The organism is Pseudomonas sp. NFACC04-2 (assembly GCF_900119265.1).
Lineage (GTDB): Bacteria > Pseudomonadota > Gammaproteobacteria > Pseudomonadales > Pseudomonadaceae > Aquipseudomonas > Aquipseudomonas fluorescens_AA.
In genome coordinates this window covers 173,108-192,187 of record NZ_FPJC01000011.1, presented here as the reverse complement: position 1 = coordinate 192,187, position 19,080 = coordinate 173,108, and the positions used below count along the sequence as shown (strand labels likewise).

The 19,080-nt window shown below is 60.7% G+C and carries 15 protein-coding genes; all 15 read left to right on the top strand.

Going from position 1 to position 19,080, the window contains the following annotated elements:
• Positions 1 to 151: 151 nt before the first annotated feature.
• The 15 genes from BT125_RS16715 (at position 152) to BT125_RS16645 (ending at position 19,002) form a co-directional block, all read left to right on the top strand.
• Positions 152 to 1,711 (top strand): sigma-54-dependent transcriptional regulator, encoded by a 1,560-nt coding sequence (locus tag BT125_RS16715; protein WP_072408558.1) that lies wholly within the window; start codon positions 152 to 154, stop codon positions 1,709 to 1,711.
• A 180-nt stretch (positions 1,712 to 1,891) separates the two neighbouring features.
• Positions 1,892 to 3,010, top strand: coding sequence for a dTDP-4-amino-4,6-dideoxy-D-glucose aminotransferase VioA (vioA, locus tag BT125_RS16710; protein ID WP_072408556.1), 1,119 nt, complete (start codon positions 1,892 to 1,894; stop codon positions 3,008 to 3,010).
• 62 nt (positions 3,011 to 3,072) lie between these two features.
• Positions 3,073 to 3,765, top strand: a complete 693-nt coding sequence (locus tag BT125_RS16705) for a WbqC family protein (RefSeq protein WP_170866841.1) — start codon at positions 3,073 to 3,075, stop codon at positions 3,763 to 3,765.
• Positions 3,752 to 4,738, top strand: coding sequence for a hypothetical protein (locus BT125_RS16700; RefSeq protein WP_170866840.1), 987 nt, complete (start codon positions 3,752 to 3,754; stop codon positions 4,736 to 4,738). Before BT125_RS16705 ends, BT125_RS16700 begins: the two co-directional genes overlap by 14 nt.
• Entirely contained in the window at positions 4,735 to 5,292 is a 558-nt protein-coding gene (locus tag BT125_RS16695) for a GNAT family N-acetyltransferase (protein ID WP_072408550.1), read from the top strand. Before BT125_RS16700 ends, BT125_RS16695 begins: the two co-directional genes overlap by 4 nt.
• The gene (locus BT125_RS16690) at positions 5,289 to 6,068 is read left to right on the top strand and encodes a phytanoyl-CoA dioxygenase family protein (RefSeq protein ID WP_083564514.1); all 780 of its coding nucleotides are present in this window, start codon (positions 5,289 to 5,291) and stop codon (positions 6,066 to 6,068) included. The genes BT125_RS16695 and BT125_RS16690 overlap by 4 nt, the downstream gene beginning before the upstream one ends.
• Before the next feature lie 4 nt (positions 6,069 to 6,072).
• Complete coding sequence (locus tag BT125_RS16685; RefSeq protein WP_072408547.1) at positions 6,073 to 6,825, top strand: class I SAM-dependent methyltransferase; 753 nt, start codon at positions 6,073 to 6,075, stop codon at positions 6,823 to 6,825.
• Positions 6,822 to 10,328 carry a glycosyltransferase family 2 protein gene (locus BT125_RS16680; RefSeq protein ID WP_072408545.1) on the top strand — a complete coding sequence of 1,169 codons (3,507 nt, stop codon included), beginning with the start codon at positions 6,822 to 6,824 and terminating at the stop codon, positions 10,326 to 10,328. The genes BT125_RS16685 and BT125_RS16680 overlap by 4 nt, the downstream gene beginning before the upstream one ends.
• A 247-nt stretch (positions 10,329 to 10,575) precedes the next feature.
• On the top strand, positions 10,576 to 11,313 hold the full coding sequence (locus tag BT125_RS16675; RefSeq protein WP_060738660.1) for a flagellar basal body rod protein FlgF: 738 nt from the start codon (positions 10,576 to 10,578) through the stop codon (positions 11,311 to 11,313).
• A gap of 49 nt (positions 11,314 to 11,362) precedes the next feature.
• On the top strand, positions 11,363 to 12,148 hold the full coding sequence (gene flgG / locus BT125_RS16670) for a flagellar basal-body rod protein FlgG (RefSeq protein WP_057448533.1): 786 nt from the start codon (positions 11,363 to 11,365) through the stop codon (positions 12,146 to 12,148).
• Positions 12,149 to 12,218: 70 nt separating this feature from the next.
• Positions 12,219 to 12,914, top strand: a complete 696-nt coding sequence (gene flgH / locus BT125_RS16665) for a flagellar basal body L-ring protein FlgH (RefSeq protein WP_072408543.1) — start codon at positions 12,219 to 12,221, stop codon at positions 12,912 to 12,914.
• Positions 12,915 to 12,959: 45 nt separating this feature from the next.
• Positions 12,960 to 14,030, top strand: a complete 1,071-nt coding sequence (locus tag BT125_RS16660) for a flagellar basal body P-ring protein FlgI (RefSeq protein WP_162488974.1) — start codon at positions 12,960 to 12,962, stop codon at positions 14,028 to 14,030.
• A gap of 14 nt (positions 14,031 to 14,044) precedes the next feature.
• Positions 14,045 to 15,346, top strand: a complete 1,302-nt coding sequence (flgJ, locus tag BT125_RS16655; RefSeq protein ID WP_072408593.1) for a flagellar assembly peptidoglycan hydrolase FlgJ — start codon at positions 14,045 to 14,047, stop codon at positions 15,344 to 15,346.
• A 10-nt stretch (positions 15,347 to 15,356) separates the two neighbouring features.
• Positions 15,357 to 17,423 (top strand): flagellar hook-associated protein FlgK, encoded by a 2,067-nt coding sequence (gene flgK / locus BT125_RS16650; RefSeq protein WP_072408541.1) that lies wholly within the window; start codon positions 15,357 to 15,359, stop codon positions 17,421 to 17,423.
• Between the two features lie 13 nt (positions 17,424 to 17,436).
• Positions 17,437 to 19,002, top strand: coding sequence for a flagellar hook-associated protein 3 (locus tag BT125_RS16645; protein ID WP_072408539.1), 1,566 nt, complete (start codon positions 17,437 to 17,439; stop codon positions 19,000 to 19,002).
• The last annotated feature ends 78 nt before the right edge of the window (positions 19,003 to 19,080 follow it).

The window sequence follows — 19,080 nt, the reverse complement described above, 5'->3', positions numbered from 1 at the left end:
ATGTTCTCGGGATTTCCCGGTGGGAATCGGCCTACAACTGTCACATAATCTTGACGACTAATTGCGCTGCCACGCAGAAACCCTTTGTGGGCCTCGCGACGCGGGGCTTGAATGGCGCGCCTTTCTATCTCATACGCACCCGGGCCTTTCCATGCGCATCAAAGTCCACTGCCAGAACCGCATCGGCATCCTGCGAGACATCCTCAACTTGTTGGTGGAGTACGGCATCAACGTCGCCCGAGGGGAGGTCGGTGGTGAGCATGGCAACGCGATCTACCTGCACTGCCCAAACCTGATCAACATCCAGTTCCAGGCATTGCGTCCGAAGTTCGAAGGCATCGCCGGGGTGTTTGGCGTCAAGCGCGTAGGACTGATGCCCAGCGAGCGTCGGCACATGGAACTCAACGCTTTGCTCGGCGCCTTGGAGTTTCCGGTGCTGTCCATCGATATGGGGGGCTCCATCGTCGCGGCCAACCGAGCGGCGGCGCAGTTGCTCGGGGTGCGTGTCGACGAGGTGCCGGGCATTCCGCTGTCCCGTTACGCAGAAGATTTCGACTTGCCGGAACTGGTGCGCGCCAACCAGTCGCGCATCAACGGCTTGCGGGTCAAGGTCAAGGGCGATGTGTTCCTGGCGGACATCGCGCCACTGCAATCGGAGCACGACGACAGCGAAGCCATGGCCGGTGCGGTACTGACACTGCACCGGGCCGACCGGGTGGGGGAGCGGATCTATAACGTGCGCAAGCAGGAGTTGCGCGGCTTCGACAGTATTTTCCAGAGTTCGAAAGTGATGGCGGCGGTGGTCCGTGAGGCCCGGCGCATGGCCCCGCTGGACGCGCCGCTCTTGATAGAGGGCGAAACCGGCACTGGCAAGGAGTTGCTGGCGCGCGCTTGTCACCTGGCGAGCCCCCGCGGGCAATCGCCATTGATGGCACTCAACTGCGCCGGGCTGCCGGAGTCCATGGCCGAGACCGAACTGTTCGGCTATGGGCCGGGGGCCTTCGAAGGCGCCCGGGCCGAAGGCAAGCTCGGCCTGCTGGAACTGACTGCGGGAGGAACGCTGTTCCTCGACGGGGTCGGGGAGATGAGCCCGCGCCTGCAGGTGAAATTGCTGCGCTTCCTGCAGGACGGTTGCTTCCGGCGTGTCGGCAGCGATGAAGAGGTGTACCTGGACGTCAGGGTGATCTGCGCCACCCAGGTCGATTTGTCCGAACTCTGCGCGCGGGGCGAATTCCGTCAGGATTTGTACCACCGCTTGAACGTGCTTTCCCTGCACATTCCACCCCTGCGCGAATGCCTCGATGGCCTGGGGCCGTTGGTGGAACATTTCCTCGACCAGGCCAGCCGCCAGATCGGTTGTGCACTGCCCAAGCTGGCCCCGGCGGCGATGGACCGCCTCAGTCACTACCATTGGCCGGGCAACGTCCGACAGCTGGAAAACGTGCTGTTCCAGGCCGTTTCCCTGTGCGACGGCGGGAAGGTGAAGGCCGAGCATATCCGTCTGCCGGACTACGGTGTACGTCAGCCCCTTGGCGATTTTTCCCTTGAGGGGGGGCTGGACGACATCGTCGGACGCTTCGAGAAAGCCGTGCTGGAGCGCCTGTATTCCGAGCACCCGAGCAGCCGGCAATTGGGCAAGCGGCTGGGAGTTTCCCATACGACCATTGCCAACAAGTTGCGTGAGTATGAGGTCGGTAAAGACGCCCCTTAAGGGCAACCGATTATCGGGGGCACCGGGAGTTGGCCGATTTTTTGCTGGGGTACCCCCACATCAAGAGTCAGCTGTCGGTTTCATGGCGTTGCAGCCCGCCGATATAGACCGCGATGCAACGCCGCGTCAGAGGAGCTCCCGAGTCGTGTGCCATTTTTCAGTCATCCGAGTAGTGTACCCATGGCCGATTCCATTACCGTTACCAGCCCGCTGCTACCTCCTCTGGAAGAGTTCACCCCTTACCTGCAGCGAATCTGGGACAGTAAGCGCCTGACCAATGGCGGGCCCTTCCACGAACAACTGGAACAGGAGTTGGCCGAATACCTCGGCGTCCAGCATCTGTCGCTGTTTTCCAACGGTACCCTGGCTTTGGTGACCGCGCTCCAGGCCTTGCGCATTACGGGTGAAGTCATCACGACGCCTTATTCGTTCGTGGCCACCTCCCACTCGCTGCTGTGGAACAACCTCAAGCCAGTGTTCGTGGACATCGACCCAGTGACCAAGAACCTCGACCCACGGCGTATCGCCGAGGCTATCACTCCGGCGACATCGGCGATTCTTCCGGTTCATTGCTATGGCATTCCCTGTGATGTCGAGGGCATCCAGGCCGTCGCCGATACCTACGGACTCAAGGTTATCTATGACGCCGCACATGCCTTCGGGGTCCGGCATAACGGCGCAAGCGTCCTCAACAACGGCGACCTGTCGATCCTCAGCTTCCACGCCACTAAGGTCTTCAATACATTCGAAGGCGGCGCCATCATCTGCCGTGACGAAAAAATCAAGCAGCGTATCGATTACCTGAAGAATTTCGGTTTCGCCGATGAAGTCACGGTCATGGCTCCCGGCATCAACGGGAAGATGAACGAACTGCAGGCGGCGTTCGGCGTGCTGCAGCTACGCTACATCGATGAGGCTCTCAGCCGTCGGCAAAAGGTGTTTGAGTATTATCGGAGCGCCCTGGAGGGTATTCCCGGTATCAGCCTGCTGGAGCAACCGCAGGGGCTGGACTGGAATTTCGCTTATTGTCCGATCCTGGTCGATGGTGAGCGGTTCGGGGTGAGTCGGGACGAGCTGTACGACCGCTATCGCGCAGAAAACATTCTCGTGCGCCGGTATTTCTACCCGCTGATATGCGAGTTTCCAATGTATCGCGGTCTTCCCAGTTCGGACCTCTCTCAATTGGGTAATGCCTATAACGTGTCCCGCCAGGTACTTTGCCTGCCAATCTATCCGGATCTCGATCCGCAGACCCAGGCGCGAATCATCGAGGTACTGCTCAGGGCCCGGGAGGCATGAGCCAGGCCAATACTTCGAAGAAGTGCGTCCCTGTAGCTGACGAGCAGTACCGGGTTGCGCTCATGCAACCTTATTTCCTGCCATACCTGGGTTATTTCCAGCTGATCGCCGCTGTCGACTGTTTTGTCATTTACGACAATGTGCAGTTCATCAAGAACGGCTGGATCGAGCGCAACCGTTACCTGCTGGAGCAGGAACCGAAGTGGTTCCGTGTTCCATTGAGCAAGGGCAGTCACACTCAGCAGATCATGGAAAAACGTATTGCCGAGACGTTCGATCCTGGCGATATCCTCAACAAGCTGAGTTTCGCCTATCGTCGCGCGCCCCACGCCCCGTACATGCTGGCGTGGCTGGAAGCGCTGCTGGTCGAGCCGGCTTCGAGCATTGCCGAGCTCAACGAACGAATCCTACGAGCCTGCTGCGCACTGATAGGGTTGCAAACGCCAATCATGCGCTCCAGCGATCTGTCGATTTGCGCGGACAGCAAAGCCCAGGATCGGGTGCTCGAAGTGGTCCAGGCTTGCGCCGGCACTCACTACCTCAATCCTTTCAATGGCGGTCACCTCTACCAGGCCGAGGTATTCCAACAGGTTGGTATTACCCTTGAGTTGCTCAAGGCGACCTTACCCGACTACCGGCAGGGAGGGCGTGAACAACCCTTCGTGCCCGGCTTGTCGATTCTCGACGTCTTGATGTACAACGACGCGCAGACCGTGGGGGCCTGGGCAAAAGGTGGAGAAATTGTCCGTGCCTGAAGCCATCGGCGGTTATTTCGAACTGGAGCTGCGCAAAGGACATAATCCTTACCCGCAGGCCGTTGCCTTCAACTCGGCCCGCTCGGCCTTCAAGGCACTGGTAATGGCGCGCAGCCTGCGCCGGGTTCATCTGCCTTTTTACATCTGCGATGTCATGCAGGACGTGTTGCGCGGATCCGGCATCGAGGTATTGCGCTATGCATTGACCGAACGGCTTGAGCTGCCGGACTTCCCAGCCCTGCAAGCCGATGAGGCACTGCTGTTCGTCGATTACTTTGGGCTCAAGGCTGACTACATCGGCCAAGTGCTCGCTGTTCGCTACGGCGAGCAATTGATCGTGGATAATTCCCAGGCGCTGTTTTCCCGGCCGCTGCCTGGGATTGCAACCCTGTATTCACCCCGTAAGTTCGTCGGCGTTGCCGATGGTGGCTGGCTGGTCAATGCGCCCGCTGATCTGCCGCAAGCGCCGACCAGTCGCTCACAGGGGCGTTTTGCCGCGCTGCTGGGGCGTCTTGAAGACCCTCCGCAACATCACTATGCAAGCTTCCAAGCATTGGAACAGGCATTGGAGAGCGATGGCATCAAGGCCATGGCCGCCAGTACCGCGCGCCTGCTCGATAGTATCGATTACCACGAAGTTGCCAGGCGCAGGATAGACAATCTGGCGCATTTGCGCGGGCGCCTGGACCACCTCAACCGCTTTGCCATCTGGCCCGCGCAGCCCGTTGCCGCATTGTGTTACCCGCTGCTGGTCAAGTCCGCCGAGACGGCGCTCCGGCTACACGCTCGACTGCTGGACCAACACATCTATGTACCCAGCTATTGGCGTGAAGTGCTGAGCAGCCCAACGGCGCCGCCCATCGAAAAGGATTGGGCACAGTGCTTGCTGCCGCTGCCGATCGACCAGCGATACAACGTCGATGACATGAATCGTCTCGCCGACGCCATCCTTCAGAACACGGGGAAATCATGAGCATTCTAGGTCAACGCATCCTGCTCAGAGCGCTGGAACTCGAGGACTTGCCGCTGCTGCATCACTGGTCCAACGACGAAGCCCTCTGGAGTCTGCTGGGTGGCTGGCATTTCCCCACATCGCGGGAAGCGCAACGGGACTGGCTGCTGGGCCTCAAGAACGACTCGCTCAACCAGCGCTTCGGTATCGAGGTCCCGGGCCATGGCCTGATCGGTACGGCGAACCTGGTCAGTATCGACTGGAAAAACCGCACAGCCGAACACGGCATGATGATCGGTGATCCCTCCCTGCGCGGCCAAGGCCACGGCACCGACGTGATCGCCACGGTGATGCGCTATGCCTTCGACGAACTGGGCCTGAGTCGTCTCTCGACCACCATCATCGAGTACAACGCAGCGTCGCTGGCGACCTACACGCGCAAGACCCCTTGGGTCATCGAGGGCGTGCAGCGCCAGTGGTACTACCGCAAGGGCCAGCGTTGGGATCGCATCATGCTTGGCGTGAGCGCCGAGGAGTATCGCGCATGGCAAGCCGCGCGGGGAGAGAGCCTGTGAATCCGATCTTGCAGGAGCTGCAAGCGAACGGCTACGTCTGTCTGCCCTCGCTGATTACCGATCCGTTGCTCGACCAACTGCGTGAAGACTTGGCGTGTGCCATAGACCGTTGCCGTCGGGTACAACTGGAGAACGGTATCACTCAGCGAACCGAGCAGACCGCGCACCATATACTTGCGCAAGACACCCGTTTCGTCGAATTGCTCGATCGATTCGCCGAATGGGGGATCGTCGACGTCCTGCGGCATATGCTGGGCGGTGCTGCGATTCTCAATTCGTTCGGCGGCCTGAACAACCTGAACAGCACTGATGCCTACGTGCGTAACGTGCACCGGGACGTGCGTTCCTGGTCAGCCGAGTCCATGCAGATGGCCCAGGCGCTGGTATTGCTCGACGACTTCACCGTCGACAACGGCGCTACCCTGTTTCTGCCAGGCTCGCACACCGCTCCTGAAAAACCCGACCCTCAGGTATTCGAGGCACAGGCCCGCAAGGCCTTGGGCAGTGCCGGTTCGATCTACTTGTTCGACTCACGTATCTGGCATGCCGCCGGCGTCAATCGTACCGATCAGCCACGACGCTGCCTGACACTGACCTTCACGCGAAGCTATTTCAAACCGCAGTTCGATTATTGCCGAGCTTTGGGCGAAGACTTCTGCCGCTCGCAAACACCGAGCATGCAACAACTGCTGGGGTGGTATGCCCGTACTCCCTCGACCCTCCATGAGTGGTACCAACCTGAAGAACATCGTTTCTACAGGAAAAGCCAGGAATAACGCCATGTCCGTACGTGATTACAACAAAGAGTTTCAGGATAACGCTCATCGCAGCTACTTCTACGACTTCGATGCGCGCCTGCGACGCTACATGCTGGACAGCTTCGGTCCCTGGCTGGCGGAGGGTCCAACCCTGGAAATGGGCTGCTTCGAGGGGGCTTTTACGACGCTGTTCGCCGAGCGCTTTGCTGACCTCACGGTCATCGAGGCGGCCAGCGACCTGATTGACGTCACCCGGAAAAAGGTCGGCTCAGGCGTCAAGTTCGTCTGCAGTACCTTTGAAGAGGCCGAGCTGGAGCCGCGCTTCGATAACATTTTCCTGATTCACACCCTGGAGCACCTCGACGACCGCCAGGCGGTGCTCAAGCGCGTGCGGAGCTGGCTTGCTCCCGGCGGTCGCCTGTTCATCGCCGTACCGAACGCCAATGCCCCTTCGCGGCAGATCGCCGTCAAGATGGGCTTGATCGAACACAACAGTGCCGTGACCGAAGGCGAGCGGCTGCATGGCCACCGGATCACCTACACCCTCGACACCCTCGATCACGAAGTACGCAGCGCCGGTTGGCAAGTGAGTCACCGTGGCGGGGTGTTCTTCAAGCCATTGGCCAACTTCCAGCTGGACAAAGCCCTGGAAACCCAACTGATCGATGACCGCTTCATGGATGCCTGCCATGCGCTGGGGATGGTCTATCCCGACCTGTGTGCCAGTGTCTTCGTCATTTGTGAGCAGCCCTCCAGCCCCAAGGCAACCGTATGATCACCCCATCCGTGCATGGCAAGCCGCGTCACCCCTACTACATTGTCGCCCCTAACTACCGGGAAACCTCTTCGGGGGTATGCGTGCTGCACTACCTGTGCCACGTCCTGAACCTGTCCGGCTACGAGGCTTATCTCACCCCATGCCAGGTCAACCCGAAACTGCGCACGCCGATCCTGACCGATGAACTGCGGCGGCACCATCGGTCAATCGGCTTGGCGCCGATTGCGGTCTATCCCGAAGTGATGGACGGCAACCCGGTTGGCGCTCCAATCGTGGCGCGTTATCTCCTCAATCGCGAAGGCTTTCTCACCGGCCGTGCGATCAGCGTGCAGAAGTCAGACCTGTTCTTTTATTACACCCAGGATTTTGGTGGCGACAGCCAGAGCAACAACTTGCTCCTGCTGCCCGTCATCGACTCGGAGTTGTTTTCGCCGCCAACCGAGCCGGTGCAGCGCAGTGGCAACTACCTGTATCTGCACCGCTTCGACAAGACCAAAGTGGACTATTCGCTGCTGCCGGACGATATCGAAATCCTGAGCATGGCCAACCCCAAGACCCTGGCCGAGCTAGCGCAGATCTTCCAAACCGCTTCAACGCTTTACAGTTACGAAATCTCAGCGACGTGCACCGAAGCCATGCTCTGTGGCTGCCCGGTTATCTACATGCCCGGCGGTCACGTCAAGACCCAGCCTTTCGTCGAGCAGTTTGGTGATGCGGGCTCGGCGCTCTATGACGAGTTGGGCGGACTGGAGCGCGCCCGCGCAACCGTGATGCAGGCGCGCAGGCGCTGGCTGGACCTTGAAAAGGCCTTTTGGCCTCAGCTGGAGCGTTTCATCGATATCACTCAGCAAGCTGCCATCCAGCATGCCATTGATGTCCGCGTACCTTCCGTCAAGGACTGGCTACGCAACCGCGTACTGACGCCGATTCAGCAGCAGCTCGTCGACGGGCGTCGTCAACAGCTCAGCGGACAAACCAGCCTGACGCTGTTGGTGCGCGATCCCCTGGGCGATTTCAATGCCTTGAGCGATACCCTGGAAAGTCTTGCGTTGTGGCGATCACGCTCATCGATCAGCTTGCGCCTGGTGGTCCTGAGCACCTCGCCATCGCCTGCCAATCTGCCCGACAGCCTGCACTGGCTGACATGCGTCAACCCGGGGGCCTTCGAACTGAACGAGATTCTGCAGGCAGACGACAGCGACTGGATCATGCTGCTGACGGCTGGAGACGAGGTCCTGCCCGCCGGCACGTTGATGCTCGATCTGGAGCTGCCGGGTGCCGATGGCTGCCGAATGATCTATTGCGATGGCATGTATCGCTCGGAGACTGGTCCTCAAGCGGTTTGCCGACCTGATATCAACCTCGACTACCTCTTGAGCCTGCCATTGGCCATGGCCAGCCATTGGCTGATCCGTCGTGGGCTGGCGCTGGAGGTTGGCGGTTACGACCCGCAAGTGCCCGCAGCGCTTGAATTGGACTTGATCCTGCGACTGATCGAAAGCGGTAGCATGAACGGCATTGCCCACCTGAGCGAACCGCTGGTGGCAAGCGACACACCCTACCTTGTCGATAGCCCGGACGAGCGCCTTGCCCTGCAACGGCACCTGGATAATCGCGGCTACGCGAACGCCAGGGTCCTGCAGGAACCGGCCCGGCATTACCACATCAAGTACGGTCATGATCAGCAGCCCTTGGTGTCGATCCTGATTCCTACCCGGGACCAGTTGCCACTGTTGCAGCGCTGCGTGGAAAGCCTGTTGTCGAAGACCCGCTACCCCTATTTCGAGATCATTCTGATCGACAATGGCAGCGAGACCGAAGAGGCGCTCACATGGCTGAGCGAGATGGAGTCGATCGGGGGTGACAAGGTCCGTGTCATCCGCTTCCCCCATCTGTTCAACTTCAGCGCCATGAACAATCTGGCGGCCAGCCAGGCGCGCGGCGAGTATCTGGTGTTGTTGAACAACGATACGGCAGTCATTCGCGAAGATTGGCTGGACGAGTTGCTCAACCACGCCTTGCGCCCGGAAGTGGGGGTTGTCGGTGCCAAGCTGGTTACGCCGGCAGGCACCGTCCAGCATGCAGGTCTGATCACTGGGCTGCGCGGCCCCGCTGGCAGCCCATTCATCGATCAGGCTGCCAACGGTGGCGGCTACATGCAGCGCCTGTTGGTCGACCAGAACGCCAGTGCGGTCAGTGCGGCCTGTCTGATGATCCGCACAGCGATCTATCTGGAAGCCGGTGGTATGGATGACGCGCAGTTCCAAATCACCTGCAACGATCTGGACCTGTGCCTGAAGGTGGCGAACCTTGGCTACCTGAATGTCTGGACCCCCCATGCCATGCTCTTGCATGAAGGGGAAGCGACCTGGTCAAGCGTCGGCAAGGACCCACTCAACCAGCAACGCTTCGCCATGGAGCAAGAGCAGGCCTTGAGCAAATGGCTGAGCGTCTTGGCCAATGATCCCGCCTACAACAGCAACCTGTCGTTGCGCGGTGCCGGCTTTGAACTGGAAGCTATCAACGAGTTGACCTGGCGCCCGCTTTCCTGGCGACCGCTTCCGGTGGTGCTGGTGCATCCTGCGAAGTCGGCAAAAGCCGCCAATCTGCGAGTTGTCGAGCCGTTCACTGCTTTGCGTGACTGCGGCAAAATCGAAGGCTGCATCAGCAATAGCCTGTTACCGGCAACGACGCTTGCGCGCTACAACCCCGATATCATTGTCTTCCAGCATCAGGTCGACCCGCAGCGTCTGGAGCAGATGCAGCGCATCAAAACCCTCTCAAAAGCCTTCAAGGTCCTTGAGTTGGATGCGCTGACGGCAGCGATCCCTGGGTGGACGACTTCACTGCAGCAGGTGGCAAGCCTGGTCGACCGCATCATTGTGGCGACCCCTGCGATGGCTCAAGCCTGTGCCGGACTGCACCGCGATATTCGCGTCCTTGAAACGCGTCTGGATAGCAGATGGCGCAACCTCCCCAATGTGCGCCAGACGTTTGACATGCCTCGCATAGGCTGCGATATCGACCCGGCACAGCCCTTCGTTCAGCCGTTGCTCATCGAGCTGATGCAAGCGCTGGCCGGTCAGGTGGAGTGGGTGCTGTGGGGTGATGTGCCGGCGTATCTGCGACCGCTCGCCAGCGAGGTTCATGATGACGTTCACGACAACCCCGATGTCATGGCAAGCCTCAATCTGGATATTGCCCTCGCACCTCGGGGCTTCGGCCAGGCAGGCGAAGGCGCAAGTTCGCTGGAGCATCTGCAGTATGGCGCTTGCGGCTACAGCGTGATCGGCAGCGATATCGTCGATTACCCGGGTGATCTCGCCATCACGCGCGTGGCTAACAGCCGGGAACATTGGCTGGAGGCTATTCGTGATCACCTGGCTGATCGACAAGCCTCACGGCGCCAAGCCGCGCGACTGCGCGAGCAAGTGCTGGACAACTGGGTCTTCGACGATGCCTATACGGCACAATGGATCAAGGGGTGGATGCCTGACTGACGCAGACCCAGAGGCGGCAGGGGAGTGCACCCAGCCGCCCCCGGGGGGATCAAGGGCTGACACTTGCCACTTACCGGCATAACTGCGCCGGTTTTTCGTCTTCGATACATTTCCACAAGCCCGCCAACCCTCTCAAGCCCTTTGTTTACAGGCCTATGTGGCATCAGGGGGAAGTTGGTCTGCAAATTGCTTAAGGCTGTGCAACACAGCAGTGGGCGGCAAACGTCCGGCATGCAGAGGAACGACAGTGGACAAGTACCTTTATGTGGCAATGACCGGCGCCAGCCAGAACGCACTGGCGCAGCGGGCCCATGCCAACAACCTGGCGAACATCTCCACCAATGGCTTTCAGAAAGACCTGGAGCAGGCGCGCTCGATGCCGGTGTTCGGCGACAGCTTTCCGGCGCGGGCCTTTGCCCTGTCGGAGCGTCCCGCTACTGACTTCACTCCGGGCGCACTGGTGGAAACCGGTCGTGACCTCGACGTCGCGGTGAGCGGGCCGGGCTGGATGGCTGTGCAGAACCCCGACGGCGGTGAAAGCTACGTGCGCACCGGCAGCCTCAATGTCGACGCCTTGGGCGTGCTGCGAGCCGGCAACGGCATGCCGGTGATGGGCAACGGTGGTCCGATCGCCGTGCCGCCGGAGCAGAAAATCGAGATCGGCCAGGACGGCACCATCAGCATTCGCGCCATGGGTGAGGGCCCGCGGGTGATGGCTGAAGTCGACCGCATCAAGCTGGTCAACCCGGACCTCAAGAACATGACCAAGGGCCTGGACGGTTCGATCCGTACCAAGGACGGCCAGCCGGCGCCCATCGATGCCAACGTGCAGTTGGTGTCGGGTTTCCAGGAGGCGAGCAACGTCAACGCCGTGGATGAAATGACTTCGGTGCTGGCCCTGGCCAAGCAGTTCGAACTCCACGTCAAGATGATGAACACCGCCAAAGAAGGCGATGAAGCCATGGCTCGGGTCTTGCAGATCTAATCATTAATTACAGCGCTGCGCCGAAAAACAGGCGTACGAGGAGAATCGAATGCTTCCGGCTCTTTGGGTTGCCAAAACAGGTCTGTCCGCCCAGGACACCAACCTTTCTACTATTTCCAACAACCTGGCGAACGTCTCGACCACGGGTTTCAAACGGGATCGCGCCGAGTTCCAGGACCTGCTCTATCAGGTAAAACGCCAGCCTGGCGCCCAGTCGACCCAGGACAGCGAACTGCCGTCGGGCCTGCAAGTGGGTACCGGTGTACGCATTGTCGGCACCCAGAAAAACTTCAACGCCGGCAGCCTGCAGACCACCGAGCAGCCGCTGGACATGGCCATCGACGGTCGCGGTTTCTTCCAGATCCTGCAGCCGGACGGCACCACGTCCTACACCCGTGACGGTACGTTCCACCTCGACTCCAATGGCCAGATCGTCAACGCCAGCGGTTTCGCCCTGGAACCGGCGATCATCATTCCGAACGATGCCCAGACCTTCACCGTGGGCCGCGACGGCACCGTGTCCATCACCATTGCGGGCAACCCTGCCTCACAGGTGATCGGCAACCTGCAGACCGCTGACTTCATCAACCCGGCCGGCCTGCAAGCGGTGGGCAACAACCTGTTCATGGAGACCGCCGCCAGCGGCGCGCCGCAAGTCGGCACCCCGGGCCTGAACGGTTTCGGTACCACGCTGCAGAACACCCTGGAAACCTCCAACGTGAGCACCGTCGAGGAGATGGTCAACATGATCACCACCCAGCGTGCCTACGAGATGAACTCCAAGGTGATCTCCACCGCCGACCAGATGCTCTCGTTCGTTACGCAGAATCTGTAATCGTCACAACGCCCGTCATTACGTAGACAGGGCGGCTCCAGGGTCGCCTGCAACACCAAGAGGTAGGGTCATGAAACGCTTCGTATCTGTTCTGGCACTGAGTGGCATCACCGCACTCGCGGGCTGTGTCGCGCCGACACCCAGGCCCAATGACCCGTATTACGCTCCGGTGTTGCCACGCACGCCGTTGCCGGCTGCCGCCAACAATGGCTCGATCTACCAGGCCGGCTTCGAGCAGAACCTCTACAGCGACCGCAAGGCCTTCCGGGTCGGTGACATCATCACCATCACCCTGAACGAGCGGACCCAGGCCAGCAAGAACGCCAACTCGCAGATCGACAAGACCAGCGAGACCAGCGTCGGCCTGACCTCGTTGTTCGGCTCCAGTCTGACCACCAACAACCCGATCGGTGGTGGCGATCTGAGCCTCAACGCCGGGTACAACGCTGACCGTGCCACCAAGGGCGACAGCAAGTCCGGCCAGAGCAACAGCCTGACCGGTTCGATCACCGTGACCGTCGCCGATGTATTGCCCAACGGCATCATCGTCGTACGGGGCGAGAAGTGGCTGACCCTCAACACCGGTGACGAGCTGGTGCGCATCGCCGGCATGGTTCGCGCCGACGACATCGCCACTGACAACACCGTTTCGTCCACCCGTGTGGCCGATGCGCGCATCACCTATTCGGGCACTGGTGCCTTTGCCGATGCGAGTCAGCCAGGCTGGTTCGACCGTTTCTTCCTCAGCCCGAAGTTCCCTTTCTAGGTGGCCCAGTTGAATCTTAAGCAGCTGTTGATCGGTGCCCTGGTGATGTCCGCCGCCTTTACCGCTCAGGCCGAGCGTTTGAAGGACATCGCCAGCATTTCCGGTGTGCGTTCCAACCAGTTGATTGGCTACGGCCTGGTCGTGGGCCTGAACGGCACCGGTGACCAGACCACCCAGACCCCGTTCACCCTGCAGACCTTCAACAACATGCTGTCGCAGTTCGGCATCAAGGTGCCGGCCGGCTCTGGCAATGTGCAGTTGAAGAACGTTGCGGCGGTGTCGGTCAGTGCCGATCTGCCGGCGTTCGCCAAGCCCGGTCAACAAGTGGATATCACCGTTTCGTCCATCGGCAACTCCAAGAGCCTGCGTGGCGGCACCTTGTTGCTGACGCCGCTCAAGGGTATCGACGGCAACGTCTACGCCATCGCCCAGGGCAACCTGGTGGTGGGCGGTTTCGATGCCGAGGGACGCGACGGTTCGAAGATCACCGTCAACGTTCCGTCGGCCGGTCGCATCCCCGGTGGTGCGTCGGTGGAACGTGCGGTGCCGAGCGGTTTCAACCAAGGCAACAGCCTGACGCTGAACCTCAACCGTTCCGACTTCACCACCGCCAAGCGCATCGTCGACAAGATCAACGACATGCTCGGCCCAGGGGTGGCCCAGGCCATCGACGGCGGCTCGATCCGTGTCACCGCGCCGCTGGATCCGAGCCAGCGGGTCGACTACCTGTCGATCCTGGAGAACCTCGAGGTCGATCCGGGCCAGGCGGTGGCGAAAGTCATCATCAATTCGCGCACCGGCACCATCGTCATCGGCCAGAACGTCAAGGTTTCCCCGGCCGCCGTGACCCACGGCAGCCTGACCGTGACCATCACCGAAGACCCGATCGTCAGCCAGCCGGGGCCATTGTCCAACGGTCAGACCGCCGTGGTCCCGCGTTCGCGGGTCAATGCCGAGCAGGAAGCCAAGCCGATGTTCAAGTTCGGCCCGGGCACGACCCTGGATGAAATCGTCCGGGCAGTGAACCAGGTCGGCGCGGCGCCGGGCGACTTGATGGCCATTCTTGAAGCCTTGAAGCAGGCCGGCGCGTTGCAAGCCGACCTGATCGTGATTTAAGGAACGCGGCCATGGTGGATATGCGCAAAGGCGCCTTGATCAGCGGCGATTCAGGTTCCTACTCGGACTTGAATCGCCTGAACCAGCTCAAGGTCGGCGACAAGAACAGCGACGGCAACCTGCGTAAAGTGGCGCAGGAATTCGAATCGCTGTTCCTCGGTGAAATGCTCAAGTCCATGCGTTCGGCCACCGAGGCCTTGGGCAAGGACAACCCGATGAACACGCCGGAAGCCAAGCAATATCAGGAAATGTACGACCAGCAGTTGGCCGTTTCCATGTCCCGCGAAGGCGGTGGTATTGGTCTGGCCGATGTGCTGTTGCGCCAGATGTCCAAGAACAAACCGCTGGCTTCCGGCGAGGCCGCCACGTTGTCGGCCGCCAAGCAGCAGGAGGCGCTGGGAAAGGTCGCCAAGGCACCGGTACCCACGCCAGTGGCCGCCGGGACACTGCCCGACGGACCTTTATCGCGCAGCAACGGCCAGCGTCCGCTCTGGGCTTCGCGGGCCGTGAGCGCGCCGCAAGGGGCCGAGGGCGTGCACCGCAACGACATGGAGCTGCTCAACCAGCGTCGCCTGGCCCTGCCGCCGAAACTGGCCGACCGCCTGCTCGCCGGGCTGGTGCCTTCGGCCTCGGCCAATGCCGATGTCCCTGCGCAGAACCTGCTGCCGGATCGCGCCATCGCCGCCGTCAAGCCGGCCACCGGCGAACTGGCTAACGGTGACTGGCTGGCCGCGCTCAAGGCTGCCGAGCCGAAAGGGGACATGCAGGTCTATGGTCGTGCCGTGGCCCAGCCACCGTTGGCACCGGCGCGCAAGGCCTTCCGCGATGCCGATGAATTCGTCAACGCCATGCTGCCAATGGCCAAGGAAGCCGCCGACCGCATCGGTGTCGATCCACGCTACCTGGTGGCCCAGGCCGCCTTGGAAACCGGCTGGGGCAAGTCGGTGATGCGCCAGCCCGATGGCAGCAGCAGTCATAACCTGTTCGGCATCAAGGCCAGCGCCAACTGGAAGGGCGATTCGGCACGGGCGATCACCAGCGAATTCCGCAATGGCGCGATGGTCAAGGAGACGGCCGAGTTCCGCTCCTACGCCTCGTACCGCGACAGTTTCCATGACTTGGTCAACCTGCTGCAAAGCAACAGTCGCTATCAAGATGTGCTGAAGTCGGCCGATAACCCCGAACAGTTTGTACGCGAGTTGCAGAAGGCCGGTTACGCCACCGACCCGAACTACGCCAATAAGATTTCGAACATAGCCCGGCAGATGACGAGTTACCAAAACTACGCGTCGGCTGGTGCCACCACGACTTTATAAGGTCTGAACCATGAGTTTGCTCAATATCGGGATGTCGGGTCTGTCCGCAAGCCAGACCGCACTGGTGACCACGGGTAACAACATCGCCAACGTCGATACCGCTGGGTATTCGCGTCAGCAGACCGTGCAGACCACCAAGGCGTCGAACCAGTACGGCAACGTGTTCATTGGTTCCGGCACGACCCTGGCTGATGTGCGCCGGGTGTATAACTCGTATCTTGAAGCGCAACTGAAAACCACCACCTCGCTCAACAGCGATGCGGCGGCCTACCAGGGGCAGATCACCCCGCTTGACTCCCTGCTGTCGGACAGCGGCACTGGCCTCAACGGCGCGCTGACCAAGTTTTTCGCTTCGGTGCAGAACGTCAACGCCAAGCCGGGTGACGATGCGTCCCGGCAGTTGCTGCTCAGCGATGCCCAGGCCTTGAGCAACCGTTTCAATTCGATTTCCAACCAGTTGACGGAGCAGAGCCAGAATATCAATGGCAACCTGTCGAACATGGTCGACCAGGTCAATAACCTGGCGGTCACCGTTGCGCAGTTGAACAAGAAAATCGCCGAAGTCTCCAACGCCGGCGGCGCCCCCAACGACCTGCTCGATGCTCGCAGCGAAACCATTCGCCAACTGTCGACCTTCACCGGCACACAGGTTGTCGAGAACGGCAGCAGCCTGGACATCTACCTGGGCTCCGGCCAACCGTTGGTCATGGGCAACATCGTCAATACCCTGGAAGCGGTGCCGGACAAGAACGATCCGGGGCGCATGGGCATCCAGCTCAACAGCGGTTCCAGCTCCATGGACCTGACGTCGGTGCTCACTGGCGGCGAGATCGGTGGCTTGATGCGCTACCGCAGTACCGTGCTCGACCCGGCCATGAACGAGCTGGGGCGCGTAGCCCTGGTGGTCGCCGATCAGATGAACAGCGTCCAGGCCTCGGGCATCGACATGAACGGGGCCTTCGGCTCCAACTTGTTCACTAACATCAACAGCGCCACGCAGATCAGCCAGCGCAGCGTTGCGTCGTTGAACAACAGCGCCGGCTCCGGCAACTTCAACATCGCCATCAAAGACTCCGGCAAGCTGACCACCAACGACTACAAGGTGACGTTCACCAGCGGCACGGACTACACCGTCCAGCGCCTGCCAGACGGCACCTCGATGGGCGCGTTCAACACCGCGACCACGCCCCCGCCGGTGATCGACGGTTTTTCGATGACGTTCGCCAACGGCACCGCCGCCGCCGGCGACTCGTTCAAGCTCACGCCTACCCGCAACGCGGCGGCCAACATCAAGACCGAGATGACTGACTCCAAGCGGCTGGCGATTGCCGCGCCGTTGGGCGCCGCCATCGTGCCAGGGGGCAGCGGCACGCTGACCATCCCGGCCAGCGGTCAGCCGAGCATGACCACCAAGCTGGATATCTACGACGCAGCCACCACGACCATCATCCAGAACGGCATCAAGAACTCCATGCCGGTCAAGGTGGTGTTCGGCGCGACGTCCGCCGATGGCACCAGCCAGGCTTATCAATTGCTCGATGCCAAAGGTGTCCAGATCAGCAATGGCACGATCAAGCCCGGCGAAAGCAACACCTTGAGCCTGAGTGTTCCGCTCAAGGACGCCAGTGGCAACCCGATCATGGATTCGTCCGTGCCGCCGGTACAACGCACCGTCACGTTTGACATGTCCATTGCCGGTGCTCCATCCAACGGCGCCTCGATCAATGTCAGCCTCAGCCAGGCCGGCAGCCTGGACAACCGTAACGGTACTGTCCTGGCCGGTTTGCAGACGGCCAAGACCGTAGACACCGGTTCGGCCAGCAAGGGTATTTCCCTGAACGATGCCTACGGCAAGCTGGTGGAAGGCGTCGGCGCCAAGGCCGCCCAGGGCAAGCTCGACAGCGCCGCCACTGGGGCGATCCTGGACAATGCCAAGACCGCCCGCGATTCGCTGTCGGGTGTGGACCTGGATGAAGAAACTGGCAACCTGGTCAAGTTCCAGCAGTACTACACCGCGTCTTCGCAGATCATCAAGGCGGCGCAGCAAATCTTCAGCACATTGATCAACAGCCTTTAAGGAGCCGTAGCCCATGCGCATTTCTACCTCTCAGTTTTACGAAAGCACGGCTGCGAACTACCAGAAAAACTTCGCCAAGGTGGTCAAGACCAGCGAGGAAGCCAGCAGCCTGGTGCGCGTGAACACCGCCGCAGATGATCCGGTGGGCGCCTCGCGCTTGCTGCAACTGGGCAACCAGGCTTCGATGCTTTCCCAATACGAAACCAACGTCACCACCATCAAGGCGACCCTGGGCACGACCGAAGCGGTCATGACCAGCATCGGCAACGTGCTGCAGCGCGCCAAGGAATTGGCCGTCAGTGCCGGTAACGCCGCCTACACCGACGCGGACCGTAAAGCGGTTGCCTCGGAATTGGGGTCGATCGAAGATCAGTTGCTGAGCCTGATGAACACCAAGGATGAAAACGGCAAATACATCTTCTCCGGTTCCAAGGGCGATGTCGTACCGTTCACCCGCAACGGCGATGGCACCTACAGCTACAACGGCGACCAGGTGACCCTGGATCTGCCGATTGGCGACACCATGTCGATGGCCACCAACAGCACCGGCTGGGAAGTGTTCCAACAGGCTGTCAACACCAGTCGCACCCAAGTCACCATGACTGCGCCGGCGGTGGATGATGGTCGAGTGGTACTGACCAACGGCCAAGTGTCGTCCAGCGTGACCTACAACAGCCAGTTCCGCAGTGGCGAGCCGTACACAGTGGAATTCGTCAGCGGCACCCAATTGAAAATCACCGACTCGGGTGGTAACGATGTGACCGCCGAAGCCAGCAAGGGCGGGGTCATCGAGCCTAGTAACCAGATCGGGCAGACGGTGAGCTTTCGCGGTGTCGACTTGACCTTGAACGTCAACCTTCAAGCGGGCGATGTTGCAGGTACGGTCTTGCCTGGCCATACCTTCACCCTGGCTGCCAAACCCGATTCGTTTACCCCGGCCCGCAGTCCGGGCAACGCCACGGCGACCCAGATCACCGGTAGCGCAATCACCGATCCGACGGCCTACCACGCCAGTTTCCCGACGGGAGCGGCGGTGCTGAAGTTCACCAGCGCCACGGATTTCGACCTGTACGCCGCGCCACTGACCGCTGACAGCAAACCGGTGTCCAGCGGTACCCTGGCGGGCAACGTCGCCACCGCTTCCGGCGTGAGTTTTACCCTCAATGGTGCCCCCGCCGCCAACGATCAGTTCAGCATCGCGGTCAATACCCACGAGACGCAGAACATCCTGGACACCGTGAACCAGTTGCGGACTGCTTTGAGCACGCCGGCCGATGGCGACAACATCGCCATCCAGAAACTGAACGCGTCACTGGCTTCGGCTATCGGTAACCTGGCCAGCGGCACCGACCAGCTGACCAGTGCGTTGAGTTCGGTCGGTGGTCGTGGCCAGTCGCTTGATACCCAGAGCGATACCAATCAGAGCTTTGTCCTCGCCAACTCGCAGACCCAGTCGGCGATTCGTGATTCCGACCCGGCCGAGGTGATGACGCGCTTGACCTTGCAGCAGACGATGCTGCAGGCGTCGCAGTTGGCGTTCAGCAAGATCGCGCAATTGGGATTGTTCAACAAAATGTGATTCAGGACAGGGACCGTGACGCTATAAGCGGTCCCTGACCCGTTCCTCTATACGATTCAGGACGTCCTGCTCTCGCCT

Coding starts and splice junctions, on each gene's coding strand:
- flgH (WP_072408543.1), top strand. CDS start 12,219: ATGAAACGCTTCGTATCTGTTCTGGCACTGAGTGGCATCACCGCACTC.
- BT125_RS16645 (WP_072408539.1), top strand. CDS start 17,437: ATGCGCATTTCTACCTCTCAGTTTTACGAAAGCACGGCTGCGAACTAC.
- BT125_RS16705 (WP_170866841.1), top strand. CDS start 3,073: ATGCAACCTTATTTCCTGCCATACCTGGGTTATTTCCAGCTGATCGCC.
- BT125_RS16660 (WP_162488974.1), top strand. CDS start 12,960: ATGTCCGCCGCCTTTACCGCTCAGGCCGAGCGTTTGAAGGACATCGCC.
- BT125_RS16685 (WP_072408547.1), top strand. CDS start 6,073: ATGTCCGTACGTGATTACAACAAAGAGTTTCAGGATAACGCTCATCGC.
- BT125_RS16695 (WP_072408550.1), top strand. CDS start 4,735: ATGAGCATTCTAGGTCAACGCATCCTGCTCAGAGCGCTGGAACTCGAG.
- BT125_RS16715 (WP_072408558.1), top strand. CDS start 152: ATGCGCATCAAAGTCCACTGCCAGAACCGCATCGGCATCCTGCGAGAC.
- BT125_RS16680 (WP_072408545.1), top strand. CDS start 6,822: ATGATCACCCCATCCGTGCATGGCAAGCCGCGTCACCCCTACTACATT.
- vioA (WP_072408556.1), top strand. CDS start 1,892: ATGGCCGATTCCATTACCGTTACCAGCCCGCTGCTACCTCCTCTGGAA.
- flgG (WP_057448533.1), top strand. CDS start 11,363: ATGCTTCCGGCTCTTTGGGTTGCCAAAACAGGTCTGTCCGCCCAGGAC.
- flgK (WP_072408541.1), top strand. CDS start 15,357: ATGAGTTTGCTCAATATCGGGATGTCGGGTCTGTCCGCAAGCCAGACC.